General features: G+C 50.7%; 13 protein-coding genes. 3 read left to right on the top strand and 10 right to left on the bottom strand.

Going from position 1 to position 15129, the window contains the following annotated elements; translation table 11 throughout:
* Positions 1–183 precede the first annotated feature (183 nt).
* Positions 184–1062 (bottom strand): sugar phosphate isomerase/epimerase family protein, encoded by an 879-nt coding sequence (locus HFD87_RS16180; protein WP_010252025.1) that lies wholly within the window; start codon positions 1060–1062, stop codon positions 184–186.
* An 18-nt stretch (positions 1063–1080) separates the two neighbouring features.
* The gene (locus tag HFD87_RS16175) at positions 1081–2124 is read right to left on the bottom strand and encodes a Gfo/Idh/MocA family protein (protein WP_010672024.1); all 1044 of its coding nucleotides are present in this window, start codon (positions 2122–2124) and stop codon (positions 1081–1083) included.
* A 330-nt stretch (positions 2125–2454) separates the two neighbouring features.
* Here HFD87_RS16175 and HFD87_RS16170 point away from each other — a divergent pair, with 330 nt between their 5' ends.
* The 3 genes from HFD87_RS16170 (at position 2455) to HFD87_RS16160 (ending at position 5728) form a co-directional block, all read left to right on the top strand.
* Entirely contained in the window at positions 2455–3480 is a 1026-nt protein-coding gene (locus HFD87_RS16170; protein WP_010252022.1) for a LacI family DNA-binding transcriptional regulator, read from the top strand.
* Between the two features lie 150 nt (positions 3481–3630).
* Positions 3631–4548 (top strand): TIM barrel protein, encoded by a 918-nt coding sequence (locus HFD87_RS16165; RefSeq protein WP_167423675.1) that lies wholly within the window; start codon positions 3631–3633, stop codon positions 4546–4548.
* A 10-nt stretch (positions 4549–4558) separates the two neighbouring features.
* Positions 4559–5728 (top strand): Gfo/Idh/MocA family protein, encoded by a 1170-nt coding sequence (locus tag HFD87_RS16160; RefSeq protein ID WP_167423674.1) that lies wholly within the window; start codon positions 4559–4561, stop codon positions 5726–5728.
* A 680-nt stretch (positions 5729–6408) separates the two neighbouring features.
* Here the strand turns inward: HFD87_RS16160 and HFD87_RS16155 are convergent.
* Genes HFD87_RS16155 through HFD87_RS16120 form a run of 8 tightly spaced genes read right to left on the bottom strand, consistent with a single transcriptional unit; the run spans position 6409 to position 15123 of the window.
* Positions 6409–6924, bottom strand: a complete 516-nt coding sequence (locus HFD87_RS16155; RefSeq protein ID WP_167423673.1) for a DUF6622 family protein — start codon at positions 6922–6924, stop codon at positions 6409–6411.
* A 1-nt stretch (position 6925) separates the two neighbouring features.
* Entirely contained in the window at positions 6926–7525 is a 600-nt protein-coding gene (locus tag HFD87_RS16150; protein ID WP_050491328.1) for a hypothetical protein, read from the bottom strand.
* 12 nt (positions 7526–7537) lie between these two features.
* Entirely contained in the window at positions 7538–8260 is a 723-nt protein-coding gene (locus tag HFD87_RS16145; protein WP_167423672.1) for a hypothetical protein, read from the bottom strand.
* Between the two features lie 8 nt (positions 8261–8268).
* A complete protein-coding gene (locus tag HFD87_RS16140) occupies positions 8269–9330 on the bottom strand; it encodes a citrate/2-methylcitrate synthase (protein ID WP_167423671.1) in 1062 nt (353 codons plus the stop codon).
* On the bottom strand, positions 9320–10138 hold the full coding sequence (locus HFD87_RS16135; protein WP_167423670.1) for a hypothetical protein: 819 nt from the start codon (positions 10136–10138) through the stop codon (positions 9320–9322). The genes HFD87_RS16140 and HFD87_RS16135 overlap by 11 nt, the downstream gene beginning before the upstream one ends.
* A 4-nt stretch (positions 10139–10142) precedes the next feature.
* Entirely contained in the window at positions 10143–11339 is a 1197-nt protein-coding gene (locus HFD87_RS16130) for an AMP-binding protein (protein ID WP_167423669.1), read from the bottom strand.
* On the bottom strand, positions 11339–12004 hold the full coding sequence (locus HFD87_RS16125) for a class I SAM-dependent methyltransferase (protein WP_031591949.1): 666 nt from the start codon (positions 12002–12004) through the stop codon (positions 11339–11341). The genes HFD87_RS16130 and HFD87_RS16125 overlap by 1 nt, the downstream gene beginning before the upstream one ends.
* A gap of 35 nt (positions 12005–12039) precedes the next feature.
* A complete protein-coding gene (locus tag HFD87_RS16120) occupies positions 12040–15123 on the bottom strand; it encodes an efflux RND transporter permease subunit (protein ID WP_167423668.1) in 3084 nt (1027 codons plus the stop codon).
* Positions 15124–15129: the final 6 nt, after the last annotated feature.

Genomic DNA, 15129 nt, shown 5'->3' with positions numbered 1-15129 from the left:
GAGTGTAGCAGGTGCTGCGAAGGGGGTTTAACTCTGCTGGCTGCGCAAGGCCGTGCTGCAGGGGGCTGATGTCAGGCGGGCAGCGGCACTGGAGAAAAGTGAATAAAAGTGTGTCAGGCAGGTGGTTCGTTATCCTGAGCGGAGGTGGCCGTGCAGTCAGCAGCGACTGCACGGCAGGCAGGGTTATAGCAGTTCACGCTCAATCAGTTCGCGGGTTTCTACCGCCTGAACCTTCATCTTTTCCGGGTAGCCAAACAGAGACGCCGCGATGATCGGTTCACCGCCGACTTTATAACTGCGGGTGGCAAAGCCGGTGTCGCGCAGCGTTTTAAACAGGGTGTCGAAGTCCACTTCGCCTTCGCCCACGCCGACATGCTGGTGAATGGTGGCATCCACCCCTGGCGGGTTAACGATGTAGCGACAGTGTTTTGTATGGTTCATGGTGTCGGCGATCAGCATGTGTGACAGATCGTCACCGGCATACTCCAGCATCGGTTTCACATCACCTTTGCCTTTGTCATAAAAGAAAGTGTGTGGCGCGCTGTAGATATACTTCACATTATCGCTGCGAAACGACTTCACGATATCCACAGTTTCGTTGTTCTCTTCGCAGAAATCCCACGGATGGGCCTGGATTTCGACGCGGATGCCTTCACGTTCGATGATCGGCAGCAGCTCTTCCATGGAGCGATAGAACATCTCTTCACAGATTTCCGGCTCGTTAGGCGTGCCGGAGAGTTCGGTGTTGATCACCTGCACACCCATCTCAACCGCGATCTCGATCATCCGCTTCCAGTTCTTCACCGCCGCCTGACGACGCAGCTCATCCGGGCCGGACCAGCGATAGACCACGATAAACGAGGAGATCTCCAGCCCGGTGGCGTTTAACGCATTCTTATACTCGGTGATGATTTCACGGCTGGCTTTAGGATGTTTATAAAACGGGTTGATCTGCGGATGCGGCGACTGTTCGATATATTTGTATCCCCAGTCGGCCACCTGATGAACCATACGGGTGATGCCTAAATCTTTAATCACATCCACATCAAAAGCGATTTTCATCTTTCTGCTCCGGGCACATTAAGGTTGCTGTTCTTCATTGAAGGTCACGCCAATCTGCTGCCTGACGTTGTCCATCGTGGCCAGGGTGGTAATCGCCTGGTCAAGCGAATGGATGGGTGAATCGATCCGGTTCTGACCGATACACCAGGCGAAATGGTTAATTTCATGACAGAGCTGTTCATAGCGGCTGGCAGGCTCCTGCCACTGCAGGCGATGACGCCGATCGCTGGAGGTCAGGGTGAAGTTACCAGGCGCATAGAACTGGCCCGCCAGTTCCAGCGTGGCCTCGCGTCCGGCGATCACCGCGCCGCCTGGCGTGTTGCTGAACAGGGTGGTATTCAGCACCGAATGCATGCCGTGCTGATGGGTAAACAGCATCGACGTCTGACCGTTTACACGCCCAGCCGGGACGGGCTGGCCCCGGGCGACGATCGTGTCAGGCGCACCGCCGCCAACAAACACGCTAAGCGCCACCAGATAGCTGCCCAGATCCAGCATCGGGCCGCCCGCCAGATCGGCGTTGAAGATGCGATGGTCTGGTGTGAAAAACTCGCCATGATCGGCAATCAGGGTGTGAACATCGCCGAGCACGCCATCCTCCAGCAGCTGACGGATAACGTCATATTTCGGTGTGAAGTTGCACCACATCGCCTCCATACAGAGCAGGTTCGCGGCAGCGGCGGCCAGTTTAAGCTGTGTCGCCTGCTGAGCATTCAGCGCCAGCGGCTTTTCAATCAGCAGATGCTTTCCGGCGGCAATCGCGCGCAGACCATCGGGAAAATGGTGGTTGTGGGGCGTAGCGATATAGACCGCATCAACATCCTCCCGCGCCAGCAGCACGTCGATACTGCCCGTGGCATGGCTGATTGACCATTTGTCGGCAAAGGCCTGTGCTTTTGCCGGGTCACGCGCAGCCACCGCCGTGATCTGCTGGTGGGTATGCTTGCGCAGTGCATGGGCAAAATGGTCGGCGATCCAGCCCGGCCCGATAATGCCCCAGCGCAACTGTGGTACCTGGCTGGCAGCGGTCAGGCGTGGAACCGGAAGCGTTGAAGGGAACATAACTTTTCCTTTTATACGTGCAGGCAGGTGCTGCTCAGGGCTCCACTATAGAAAGCCCGCCGTCGTCGCTCTAACCTTTTAATGATGTGATCCCATCAACCCGATCGGCGCAGGATTTTTATCCGTTTTAGCAAATGGGCGTTTTAAAGAGAATGCAGAAAGAAATGAATGTTTCATTTTGCGAGGACGATCAAGATTAACGCTGACTTTCTATCAAATAAATGAGAGGAAATGGCTGTGCCGCGATAGAGTGTTGATGTCTCAGACAACAGAATATATAGGCGTAGCCGTCAGCCAGCGCTACAGAGAGCAGAAGCAGGGAGAAGGATGATGTCAAAAGTGACGATGACCGCTATTGCGCAGGCGGCGGGCGTGGGCGTGGCCACCGTGGATCGGGTGCTGAATGGACGCGCGCCGGTGCGCAGCGTGACCGAGCAGAAAGTGCTGGCTGCGGCCCGCGAGCTGGGCTATCACCTGACGCAGGCACACATCCGGACAACATCGCCGCTCGCTGCGGCAACAGTTCGCGTGAGCTTTATCCTGCTGCCTGCCCGTTATTCGTTTTATCAGCAGCTAGGCGAGGTGCTGAAACAGCAGCTGAAGGCGCAGCAGCCACAGGGCAGCGAACCTGAATTCTGCTGGCATGATATTCATGAAGTGGAGGCGGTGGCGCACTCGCTGCGTCTGCTGGCACAGCGCAGTGATGTGATTGCGCTGGTGGCGCTGGATCATCCGCTGATTCGTCACGCGATTCAGGATGTGTCCCGACTGGGCGTGCGGGTTTACGCGCTCTTTTCTGATTTCTCGCCCTGTGAGCATGCGGGGTTTATCGGCATTGATAATCAGAAAGCGGGACGTACGGCGGCCTGGATGGCACAGCATCTGCTGCGTCAGCCGGGATGCGTTGGGGTGCTGCTGGGCGATCACCGCTTTACCTGCCAGGAGAGCAGCGAGATCAGTTTCCGCTCTTACCTGCGCGAGTCAGGCATCAGCCAGCGGGTACTGGAACCGTTAAAAACGCATGAGTCGGGTGAAGGAGGCTATCAGGCGACCCGGCAGTTGCTGGACACCCATGATGATCTGGTGATGATTTATGCGCCCTGCGGCGGCATAGAGGGCGTGGTGCAGGCGCTGCGTGACAGCGGACGCAGGCAGATCGATCTGCTGTGCCACGGTCCGCTGCCCGGCGATGAGCTGGCGCTGATTGATGGCACCATTACGCTGATGTTGCGCCATCGTATTGATGCCATGGCTGCGGCGGTGATCGCCACCTGCCTCAACAGCCGGATGGAACAGCGCGACCATTTTGCTCAGGTGACCGTACCCTTTGAAATCGTGACGCGTGAAAACCTGTAGAAAGAGCAGGTTAGCGGGTATTTGATAGAAAACTATCATATAAAGAAATATTTAAACGCGATCTCTATCAAAAAATGAAACTTTCATTGTTGTCTGAGATGAAATTTTCATTTGATACTGCCAGCAGTTCTCACTGCACAGGCAGATATCATGACCTTTCACATTGCTAATGCGCCCTGTAGCTGGGGCGTCGACGATCCCGCTAATCCCTGGCTGCCGCCATGGCAGAAAGTCCTGACCGAGGCCGCTCAGGCTGGCTATCCCAGTATTGAATTTGGCCCCTGGGGCTATCTGCCAGCGGATGCAGCCGAACTGACCCGGCAGCTTAATGCGCATCAGCTTTCGCTGGTGGCGGGTACGATTTTTGATGATTTGGTCAGTGAAGCGCATTTCCCTGAACTGGTCACGCTCACCCACAACCTGTGCCGTACCCTGGCCAGCGTACCAGCCGCCGTCAAAACGCCCGGCGCCAGCGCGCCTTATCTGGTGATCATCGACTTCGGGAATCCGGAGCGGGCGAAATATGCCGGTCAGTCAGAAAAAGCGCCACGGCTCTCCGCTGACGACTGGCAGCGCATGATGCGACACATCACCATTCTCAGTGAGATTGCCTGGCAGGAGTATGGCGTGCGACCGGTGATCCATCCGCATGCGGGCGGCTGCATTGAGTTTGCCGATGAGCTTGCGCGGCTGGTCAGTGATATTCCGCATCAGGTGGCTGGTTTATGTCTGGATACCGGCCATCTCTATTACGCCGGGATGGATCCGGTCGCTTCACTGCAACAGTACTGGACCCGCATCGATTACCTCCACTTCAAAGACGTTAACCAGCGGGTCTGGCGAGACGCCCTCTCTCGCGGACTCGACTTTTTCACTGCCTGCGCGCAGGGGGTGATGTGTCCGCTGGGGCAGGGCGCAATTGACTATCCGGCGGTGCGCACGCTGCTGACTGAGCGTAACTATCAGGGCTGGATCACCATCGAACAGGAGCGTGATCCGCGCCATGCCGACACCAGTCTGCGGGATGTTAAAGCCAGCCTGGACTATCTCCGATCAACAGGATTCTGAGGACAACAGCATGATTAACGGTAAAAAAGCGGCTAATCGCTCGCTGCGCTGGGGCATGATCGGCGGCGGCGGCACCAGCCAGATTGGTTATATCCATCGCTCTGCAGCACAGCGTGACGGAAACTTTGTGCTGCTGGCGGGGGCGTTTGATATTGATGCCGCACGCGGGCGTGAGTTTGGTCAGGCGCTGGGTGTGGCACCGGACCGCTGTTATCCCGATTATGCCAGCCTGTTCGCCGGGGAAGCCGCGCGTGAAGATGGCATTGAGGCGGTGTCTGTCGCCACGCCTAATAATACTCATTTCGCCATTTGCCGCGCGGCGCTTAATGCCGGGCTGCATGTGGTGTGCGAGAAGCCCCTCTGTTTTACGGTCGAAGAGGCGGATGAGCTGGAGCAGCTGAGCCGGGAGAAGCAGAAGGTTGTTGGCGTCACCTACGGTTACGCCGGGCATCAGCTGGTTCATCAGGCCAGGGAAATGATCGCCGAAGGGGCTTTGGGTGAGATCCGCATCGTTAACATGCAGTTTGCCCACGGCTTCCATAATGAGGCGGTGGAGTTGCAGAGTGAAAGCACCCGCTGGCGGGTTGATCCGCGCTTTGTCGGCCCGAGTTACGTGTTAGGCGACCTGGCGACGCATCCGTTATTTATCGCAGAAACGATGTTGCCACAGCTGAAAGTGACGCGTCTGCTCTGTTCGCGTCAGAGCTTTGTCGCGTCGCGTGCGCCGCTGGAGGACAACGCCTTTGTGATGATGGAGTATGACAACGGCGCGATCGGCACGTTATGGGCGTCGGCGGTGAATGCCGGATCGATGCACGGGCAGAAGATTCGGGTCGTCGGATCGAAAGCCAGTCTGGAGTGGTGGGATGAGCAGCCGAACCAGTTGCGCTATGAAGTGCAGGGCGAGCCGGTGCGCATTCTGGAGCGCGGCATGGGCTATCTTAATCCGCGCGCGCTGGAAGAGGACCGCATTGGCGGAGGGCATACCGAGGGTTTATTTGAAGCCTGGTCCAATCTTTATCGTCGCTTCGCGCTGGCGATGGATGCCACCGATCGCCGTGACACCGACTTCCTGCAGGATTTCTGGTATCCCGACGTGCATGCCGGATTAATGGGCGTGCGCTGGGTCGCGCAGTGCGTGAAATCGGCGGATGCCGGTGCAGTGTGGGTGGCGTGCTGAAGCAGAGGGCGAGCCACAGGATGTGGCGAGTGTATCGAACCTTCGATAACGGGTTCGTTCCACAAAAGCAAAAAACCCGCCAGAGGCGGGTTCTTTAAATATGGTGCCCGAACCCGGACAAAAATGCCGGGAGCATTTTTGCATCGCGCGGCTTCGCGCGACCCGGAGGGTGAGCCACAGGATGTGGCGAGTGTATCGAACCTTCGATAACGGGTTCGCTCCACAAAAGCAAAAAACCCGCCAGAGGCAAGCTGCCGCCGCTATGGCTCCGGAAATCACGCCCCTTGCGTCGCAAGCGCCGTAAAACCCGCTCACCGGGGTTAAAAGGGGTGTCGTGAGCTGTTATCATTGCTGTGACCATGCTGGCTGTTCAGGTAAAGGCATGATATAGAGCAATTTATATGTCTGTAATCGGCTACGTCGGGCATAAGGCGCTGTTTCGCGTCTGCGCCAGCTAAAGGGATTGATTGAATGCGTAACCGTGTATGTTGTTTTCCTTTTGGAACTTAATTGAGCCGCTCGTCTTAGCCAAATAATACGGGAGTTTATATTTTAAGAAAATATAAACTCCGCAACATACTTTAGGCGCATATGTATTCAATTAGCCCGTAGAAAATGGCTTATGCGCCTTTTTCGGTTGGATCAAGTTCGAACCTAAATGGCATCCTGTCATGTGGAGTTCAGTACGCCACTTTCTTTTTGGCGCGATACCATGAGATATACAAATTCAACGTACCCCCCCAGAATATACCATCCAACAACCCGCTTAACAGACCGAAAAGTAAATTGTAATGTAACGAATTAAAGAGCACTGGCCATATGGCCAGAGAAGCCGTAAGAGCAAATTTTACAATAAACAGCAGTACAATAAAAATTAACGTCAGTGGTGTACCTGCTCGTATTATCGTGTTTTCCTCTGCCCCATTTCGCAGTCTGGGCTGCGAATTCCACAGAAGCCATCCTATGCCAATGCCTACAATCAGCCCGACCAGCATAAACATTAGGGATGCATCTGATGCCGCCGTTTCATGGATCACGCTATAGATGCCCCAGACAAGAAATACTAGTGGCAATATAAATAGCCGTTCTATGCGCATTTCGCGCTCGGAGAGCGCGGTTATTCCACGTTTAATCAGAAAAATAAGTAAGATCCAGACCCAGATGGGCGTATCTTTAATAATCTGAGCAACAGTCATATTATTTTCCTCGGTTATCTTGGTATGGAAAAGAGGTGGCAGAAGATTGAAAACGTTTTCTGTAGTGATCACGCATTATCTTTGGGAAATAATGTGAAGCCAGAAGTGCCAGTATAACTAGAGATAAAGATACAAGCCTAAGATTTAGTGACCAGCTATAGTGAAAATTCAGCGCGCAGTTGATAATGAAAACTCCCAGCCAGACCATCGTGATATTTCGATTAATTAGGTAAAATATTATATGGCGCTTCTTGTCTTCCGGCAAAGAATCCCCTGCAAACTTTATAGTAAAGGGTTGTTTTAGAATTAGACTACCCCCAGCAACTAGCGCCAGTAATAGATAACATAGGCTGGCCGGATAGCGCAGTAGCAGCGGTATCAGATTAAACTGATAGTTCACGAAAATAAAAACAAAGCTGAATAGGTTCGCGAGTGTAATTGCCTCTCCTTGCAGCAATAGATGGCGGTTAATTGTGACAATAAAGATAAATAGCAAGCACCACAGTGTAAACTTATCGCGAAAGGATAATGATGTATTCATCACCCATGAGTAAACGCTCCACGGAACAAAAGACAGGACGACTTTAAACAGACGATTCATAACGGCACCTTTTTATAACAAATAACTGCCACTGACATGACGTTCACCTTTCTCAGCGGTAATGATAAAGGTGTTCGTCTGAGAGCCCTCAGCCGAGCCGAGCGTCAGGCGATATATTGTTTCAGGAAGAACTGCTCTGAGGAATTTTACCTTTTTCAGTTTTAAGGTCTGTCGCTCAGTAGGGTGTAGCAGTGTTGAGAGCAGTAAGTCTATCAGAAGTGAGCCTGGGCACACCGGGTTGCCTGTGAAGTGCTCGCTAAATAAAGGGTTGCTACCATTGAGTCGGAATTCGCAGTACTTCGTATTTTGACTAAGGATCTCCCATAACGGAATCGCCGAATCTTCTGCAGCAGGCGAGGTGAACTTTATTGGCAGTGATACAGGATGAACAATGATTGCAGCCTCAGCCACCATCCGATCGCGGCTGTTATCCGACCAGGCACGGCAAATAACACGCACGCTAACGTGCTGAATCTCAATATCGCCTTCCAGCACTAACTGCTCTTCAGTCAATTCCGTTTCACTCTCAAAATATTCTATCATTGCTGGCAAATATCGCTGCGCAGGCGTGCATGGGTATTGTGAGGTTGCGTAACGTACAGCGAACTGATGTATTGCTTCCAGCAATAGGCTAACGCTCTGATGGTTTTTATAGCCTTTCCAGTGCGTTAGCTTTGCGCTCGCGGTAGCTGCTGAATCAAGCGGTGAACATATTGTTAGGAACTTGTTATCCATATCGTCCCTTATAGCCAGTGTTTTGGCAGCGCTTTGTACTTGTCGCGTAATTCACTGGAACTCATACCAAACGAGTGCGTGTGATAACGCAAACGGTAGTGCCCCAGCAATATCGGTACTCGACAAACGAAGAAGACCAGCACTGCAACCTCAGGGGCTACGTGCCACCGACTGCAGGCACTACCTATCAGGTAATCTACATTTGGGTTAACGCCGCTCTGTGCACTGATATGCTCTGACAAGGCCTGATACTTGCCAAATCCATGCGTGTAGTGCTCGAAGAACGCATCGACGCGAGTATCGCGCGGCATCACCGGATGCCCAAATCCCGGCCAAGGACGGTTGGCACAGTAAACCTCAGCGGCTGCACTCACACTTTGCTCCAGTGTATCGCCTAGAGAGCTTAGCAACGTCGTCACACGCTGGCAGGCGCCCAGATGAGCAGGACCAGCGGCGCAAAGTGCGCCAACCAACGCATAATTCAGGCTATTTTTTGTGCTTGCAATAAATCGTACCGTTGCTGTTGTTGGTGCAACGATGCCAAACCCCCCCAGCAGCAGTGACATCATATAGCTGATATCGTTCTCCTGTGGCTGGCATTCGCTGAGTGTACTGCTGAACCAGCGACTGTAAGCCTGACAGCTACTAAGCGTGGGCAGCAAACATACTTTCTGCGGGTTGCGGGCCAGTTCTATAAGCCAGGGAAGCAAAAGTACGGTGGTCAATTCATGCTGCAGCCTATCCGCTTCACAGCTATATGATATGTCGGCAACATGTGGCTCGCTTTGCATTATTAGCAGCATAAAGCGCTGAATGACGTCCAGCTGGATCACGTTCTGAAGTGACTTCCACGTTGACGCAATTCGCGCCACACGCTCCTGTTGACGCAGCGCTTCGCTGGCGATCGCAACGCGACTGTCCATCTCTGTCAGAGACAGTACCTCGCCGCTAAGTGTAAACCATACATTTTGCAAATAGTGAAGGCTGTGCGCCAACTGCAATATGTTTTCCTCGCGAATGAACAGTGTATTATTGTCAAGGTCGTAGCGGTCAAGCACATCATTTTCCATGGGTAACTCCCGAAAGTGGTGTGAATTGATAGGATTGGAGATTAACGTTATCGCGCGCCTCCCCTCCGAGACGAAATGCTTCGAACCCTGCAGGTGTTGTGAAAGCCTGGTTATAAAGGAAATTAGGGGTGCGTTCAATGACCGTAACCTCGCGGTTAGCAGTGGCCAGAATCGCGGCATAAACGTTTTCCTTATTAAGGATGGAAGCAGAAATCACAATCACATCCATATTACGGTAGTCCACCTCTTCCCCAGGCAGGGTAAGAAAATTCGCACGATCAGCCGGAATATTTTTGGTATGACGCCACTGTTCAAATACTACCTTTGCGCAGGCAATTGCTTGCCCGTCAAAATCTATCGCCGTTATATTAGCCGCGGTGTATTTCATCCACATCAGGATAGACGCTGGCATTGGCCCACAGCCAACATGGCAAAGGTGCTGCGGATCTTTCGTCAGCAGCCTGCGTTCAGCAAAATAGAGCGAGCGATAAAGCTCAATAAAGGTTTCTTTACTCTGCAGTGCTTCCTCTAAAGCCTCATCGCTCAACTGGGACTGACCGCTCATCAGTTGAGATATAGTGGTTTCATGCTGCTTTTCATAAGTAATGATCTTTTCATCTAACTGGCGAAAAGCTTCCTCGTTCTGACGTAAGAAATCCTGGCATTCGGTGACATTAGTTTTATACATTACCAAAAGGTCTTGGCGTATCGCTTTCACTCGGTAGTAGAAATCCGTGGACAATCCATTACTGTCGCTCATCGACCAGTGAATAGCTTCATAAATGCGGGACAAAATTGTATCGAACATTGGTTTATTCTCTCTCATCAACAACAAACTGATGCTTTCCTCTGGCTGACAGAACGAACGCATTTTCAGCAACCGAATGCACTTCCAGCCTGCCTCGCTGCTTTTGATAGACCTCGGCCAGTTCCGGACGAGCGCGAAGCTTCTGCGCTATAAGCTCTAATTGCTGCGTTTGAAGATTCTTCCCGGCTACATTAACCAGCAGTAATTCCTGCTGCCCCTTTTCCGAACGAATAACGAGTTGGATGAAGCTCTCAGGTATACTTTCCGCCACAGTTGCGGCAATACTCTCAACGCTTATCAGATTGCCGACAAAATTAAACAACAGGTCTTTGCGAGCCATGATTCGCATTTTCAGTTGTTTGTTATGGAATGTCAGTTCAACACCATCACCGGTTGGATAGCGTATCAGTCGGTTTTTTGCAGAGGGATCTAAGGAGGTCACCAGAAGCCCGTGTACAGGGTCCTGCTCAAAAAAGAAGTCATCATTGAATAGTGTATACTCATCGCAGTCTTGCGCATCCGTCAGGCCAAGAAATCCGCACTCGGATAAGCCATACAGACCCACAATCGATAATGTTCTCCCAAGTCTGCTGCGCAGCCACTCAGCCTGGCTTGGCCGCAAAGTTTCTCCGGTAAACACTATTTTCTTAATACCAATCGGCACCTTATTGCTGAGCATAGCTTCGACAAACTGGATGATGGTAGCGGGAACACCGAACAGCACGCTGAGCTCCACTTCCTGCAGGAACAGAAAATGATCTCGGGTCAGCATCGCAATATCGCCCACCGGCACGATGCTGCCTTGGCAGTATTTGACGATATCACAGGCTGACTGGTGCAGAGTGGAGAATAAATTAATGGTAAACAAGTTACCTACCACGTCTTGCGGGAAGAACACCCGACGCTCGCGCAAATGATAAATAAAGTTGCGCTCGCTTGCAGAAACCGAGCAACCGCCATTTTTTAACTGGATGCGTACAGGCTTCATTTTTCCGCTGGTGCCACTGGTGGCACCAATAAGCGAGGGCAGGTTTGCGCTACTGTCGTCACCCTGTTTTCCTTCTACTTCATGCATTCTCACTAGCTTGCTAATGGGCACTGAACGGGCAAAATGTTCATAGTCACGGAATGTACTACCGCTGATGATGGAAATTCTATTGTGTTGTTCGACGAATGTCGGCTGATGGTCGTAACTTCTCATCAGTTTCTCCTGCGTATCAGAATTTCGCATCCAAGAGCTGCTATCCCGCTGCCCGGCAGAACAAGATAATCGATCTCTTCCGACTCACAAGCCTTCATCAGTTGATTAATCTGCGACAAGGTATATTTTTCATCCGTGGTCATTTCACCTATACCATATTTGAGGCGCGCACTATTAAATGTCTGCAGTGCAGCTTTCTCTGCATCGGCCAATGGTTCATGGATAATAACGATACCGCCTTTGTCTAATACCCGGCATAATTCCTGTAATCCTTTTTCCGGCTCAGCCCAGTGATGAATAACTGAACGAGCATAAATAAGCGAAAAGCTACGGTTCCCATAAGGCAGAGCGCTGACATTCCCTTCCAGTACAGTAATTTTCGTATCATTCTTCCAGGCAGATATTTTTTTCTGACAAAATTCAACCATGCGCGGGTCCACGTCGACACCGTGAAAATGGAATTTTCTAAGCTCTTCGTTGTTAAGAAGATCAAAAAGCATATGGCCAGTTCCCATACCCACATCCAACAATGTTTTTTTATCTGATGTAATGCCAGGGACTTCCTCAAGAATTCTTTGTTTAAGATAGATGTTCCACGGTGATGTCGCTTCTACTGCAAATGTTTCATAACGTTCGGGTTCAATATCAACGAGTAAGTCTTTCATTTTTTTCCTTAACAAAGTGAGAAAAATCAATTAATTTAAATAGAACGTTTTTTCTTCCCAACGACGAAAAAGTATAAAAATGGTGCATAATAAAAGATGAAGCTTGAAGAGGAAAATAACCCGCCAATGAGTAGAATACCTAAATTATTTTGAGCGTGTTTGCCAACATTATTACTGATAGCTAACGGAATCACGCCAGAAATAAAGGCGATAGAGGTCATTAATACCGGTCTGACTCTATTATCGAGTGCCAATTGGATCACATCGCAGATGTTATAGCCTTTACGAGCAGTCAGCCGGTTCATCTCATCAACCAGCATCACAGCGTTACGGATAGTTAAGCCCATGGTGACCAGCACGGACAGATGAAGGTAGATATCATTCTCCGCGCGGCTTATCCACGCTGTCAGCAGCACGCCGGAAACTCCTAATGGCGCACAGAGAAGAACAATCAATGGTGTTTTCCAGCTTTCATAAAGGGCTGCGAGTGCCAGCCAGATAACCAGTAGAGAGAGTAGTATCAGTTCAAGAATATGCTGGCCGGCCTGCTGCTCCTGCAATGACTGACTGGTCCATTGTAAAACAATACCAGCTGGCAACGTATGTGCCAGTTGGTTAATCCGCTGCATCGCTTCACCTGTGGTATGCCCTTCGGTAGCCTCACCCAGTAACTCTATTGCTGGAAAGCCATTATAGCGCTCCAGCAACTTGGCAGCTTTCCCCCAATGCAGATCAGTCAGAGTAGAAACCGGCACCATCTGATTGTTACTGTTACGTACATACCACTGACCGATATTCTGAGGCAGCATCCGCCAGCGGGCGTCCCCCATCACAATGATTTTTTTATTGTGTCCTTGTTGTGATGTCTGGGCAATCCAACTGCCGCTCATTGCTGTCTGTATGGTTGACGTGATGTCCTCTATTTTCACGCCACTGCTCAGTGCGATAAGATTTTTGATGGAAAGTTTTTCGACCGGCTCATCCTCCTCACCCGCTGGACGCACGGCGCTGAACAATTCAGGCTCTCGATACATCATCCACAAAAGCTGATTGCGAGCTTTTAATAGCGCCTCATGTCCAAGATTTTCCTCATCCACCAACTCAAAAGCGAATCCGGAGGCGCTGCCAAGGCCTGGGATAGGAGGATTATTAAATGCGAGGATGAAGGCGTCAGGAATGGTGGAAAAGTAACGGCGGCTGCGCTGTATAACCGCCTGTACTGAATCCTGCTCACCTGAGCGTTTTTCCCAAGCTTTTAAGCTTACAAAGACGAATCCCATATTTTGCCCGAGACTATTAAATCCCATCCCGCTTACGGTGAAGACATCTTTAACCCGTGAACGCTCCTGTGTCAGATAGTAATTGCTGACGCGTCGCATCACTCTTGCTGTATTTTCTTCTGATGAACCTGGCGGCAGCTTCACCATTACCATCATTGATCCCTGATCTTCATCGGGTACAAAAGAGGCGGGAAGATAAAACCAGCCCAGCACGACCAGCATAAACAGCACCAAGAGAAGTGCGCCATACAAAAACCGTTGCTGCAGCATTCGCGCCACAATAGCGGAAATTCTCAGGCTGAGCCACGCAAGTAGATGCTGCTGGCGCGGTGCATGAGTCTGATGCCAGGGTAAGATATTCAGCAGAACAGGGACGAGAAGCAGTGATACCAGCAGCGAGAGAACTATGGCGATAATCATGCTCGCAGCAAACTGTTGATAAATCACGCCCGCCGAATTATGCGTAAATAGCATAGGCAAAAAAATCGTTGTCAGCACAAGCGTTATAGCCAACAGCAATGGAGCAATTTCTCTTGTGGCGCGTACAATGGCTAAGTCCAGAGGCAAGCGCTCTCGGACGGCCAGTGCATCAACTTTATCAATAATAACTATACTATCATCAACAATTATACCGATTGCCAGTATCAGCCCAAAAAGGGTCAGCAGATTCAAACTGAAACCCAGCACAAACAGAATAGATACGGTCGCCAGTAATACAAGCGGGATCACTAATGCTGGAATAAAGATTAACGGATTGGTGCGAAAAAATATAAACAGGATGATAACAGTAATTGCTACGGCCTCACACATTGTCACGCCGAGTGCATTTAGCGACGTTTTCACGTAAGGCACGCTATTCCATGGATAAGAAATTACAACGCCTGCAGGTATAGAACGTTTTAAACTGCTGATAAAGGAAAAGATAAGCTGGCCTGTCTTAAGTGCATTCGCTCCTGGCTTCAACTTTATACCGATGCCCGTAGCAGGCTGGCCGTTAAGATGTACACCCACATTGTAGCTTTCACTTCCATATTCAACGCGCGCGACATCGCGCAAATGGACCATTGCTCCCTGCTGATTTCCTGATAACACGATATTACCGAGGTCGTGTCTGTTAGTTGAATGATCGCTATAGACCAGTGGATAACTCATCACCGCCCATGTCGTCGATGGCAGGCCGCCCAATTGACCTGTCGCAATCATTGCCGTCTTATTAGCAATCGCCCGTTTGACATCGTTAACTGTTAATTTGTAAGACTGCAATTTGAAGGGATCGAGCCAGATGCGCCAAGCGTGTTCAGTTCCAAACAGCGCCACAGAGCCCACGCCGTCGATCATCCTGATTCGGTCGATAACATTATTATTAATATAATCGGAGATATCAACCTGACTGATTGCAGGGTCCTCTGCAGCAAAGCCGACAATCATCATCCAGCTACCGCTAGAGTTCGTGATTTTTATTCCCTGCTTTACCGTATCAGTGGGTAACCGAGGTGTTGCCTGCTGTACCGATTTCTGCACCTGAACCTGAGCAATATCCATATTCGTCTGCGGTGCAAAGGTCAATGTAATGGTAATATGCCCACTGTTGTCGGTAGCAGAATTAATAAACATCATATTGTCGAGGTTTGTCATATTCTCTTCTAGCACCTGGGTTACCGTATCTTCAGCCATCCGAGCATCTGCTCCGACGCTGACCGCCGTTACCTCAATGGTTGGCGGAGTAATAAGCGGAAAGAGCGCTACCGGCATCTTTTTAATTGCAATAAGCGAAAATAATATAATTGCAAAACATGAAACAACAACCAGTACAGGTCTGGCCAGTAGTGCTTTCATCATAATTTA

The organism is Pantoea sp. EKM21T, from assembly GCF_011800405.1.
Taxonomy (GTDB): Bacteria; Pseudomonadota; Gammaproteobacteria; order Enterobacterales; family Enterobacteriaceae; genus Pantoea; species Pantoea agglomerans.
The sequence above is the reverse complement of the archived record's forward strand: the minus strand, read 5'-3'. Positions and strand labels throughout refer to the sequence as shown.

Coding starts and splice junctions, on each gene's coding strand:
- HFD87_RS16180 (WP_010252025.1), bottom strand. CDS start 1,062: ATGAAAATCGCTTTTGATGTGGATGTGATTAAAGATTTAGGCATCACC.
- HFD87_RS16130 (WP_167423669.1), bottom strand. CDS start 11,339: ATGAGAAGTTACGACCATCAGCCGACATTCGTCGAACAACACAATAGA.
- HFD87_RS16175 (WP_010672024.1), bottom strand. CDS start 2,124: ATGTTCCCTTCAACGCTTCCGGTTCCACGCCTGACCGCTGCCAGCCAG.
- HFD87_RS16155 (WP_167423673.1), bottom strand. CDS start 6,924: ATGACTGTTGCTCAGATTATTAAAGATACGCCCATCTGGGTCTGGATC.
- HFD87_RS16120 (WP_167423668.1), bottom strand. CDS start 15,123: ATGATGAAAGCACTACTGGCCAGACCTGTACTGGTTGTTGTTTCATGT.
- HFD87_RS16135 (WP_167423670.1), bottom strand. CDS start 10,138: ATGTTCGATACAATTTTGTCCCGCATTTATGAAGCTATTCACTGGTCG.
- HFD87_RS16170 (WP_010252022.1), top strand. CDS start 2,455: ATGTCAAAAGTGACGATGACCGCTATTGCGCAGGCGGCGGGCGTGGGC.
- HFD87_RS16160 (WP_167423674.1), top strand. CDS start 4,559: ATGATTAACGGTAAAAAAGCGGCTAATCGCTCGCTGCGCTGGGGCATG.
- HFD87_RS16140 (WP_167423671.1), bottom strand. CDS start 9,330: ATGGAAAATGATGTGCTTGACCGCTACGACCTTGACAATAATACACTG.
- HFD87_RS16145 (WP_167423672.1), bottom strand. CDS start 8,260: ATGGATAACAAGTTCCTAACAATATGTTCACCGCTTGATTCAGCAGCT.
- HFD87_RS16150 (WP_050491328.1), bottom strand. CDS start 7,525: ATGAATCGTCTGTTTAAAGTCGTCCTGTCTTTTGTTCCGTGGAGCGTT.
- HFD87_RS16165 (WP_167423675.1), top strand. CDS start 3,631: ATGACCTTTCACATTGCTAATGCGCCCTGTAGCTGGGGCGTCGACGAT.
- HFD87_RS16125 (WP_031591949.1), bottom strand. CDS start 12,004: ATGAAAGACTTACTCGTTGATATTGAACCCGAACGTTATGAAACATTT.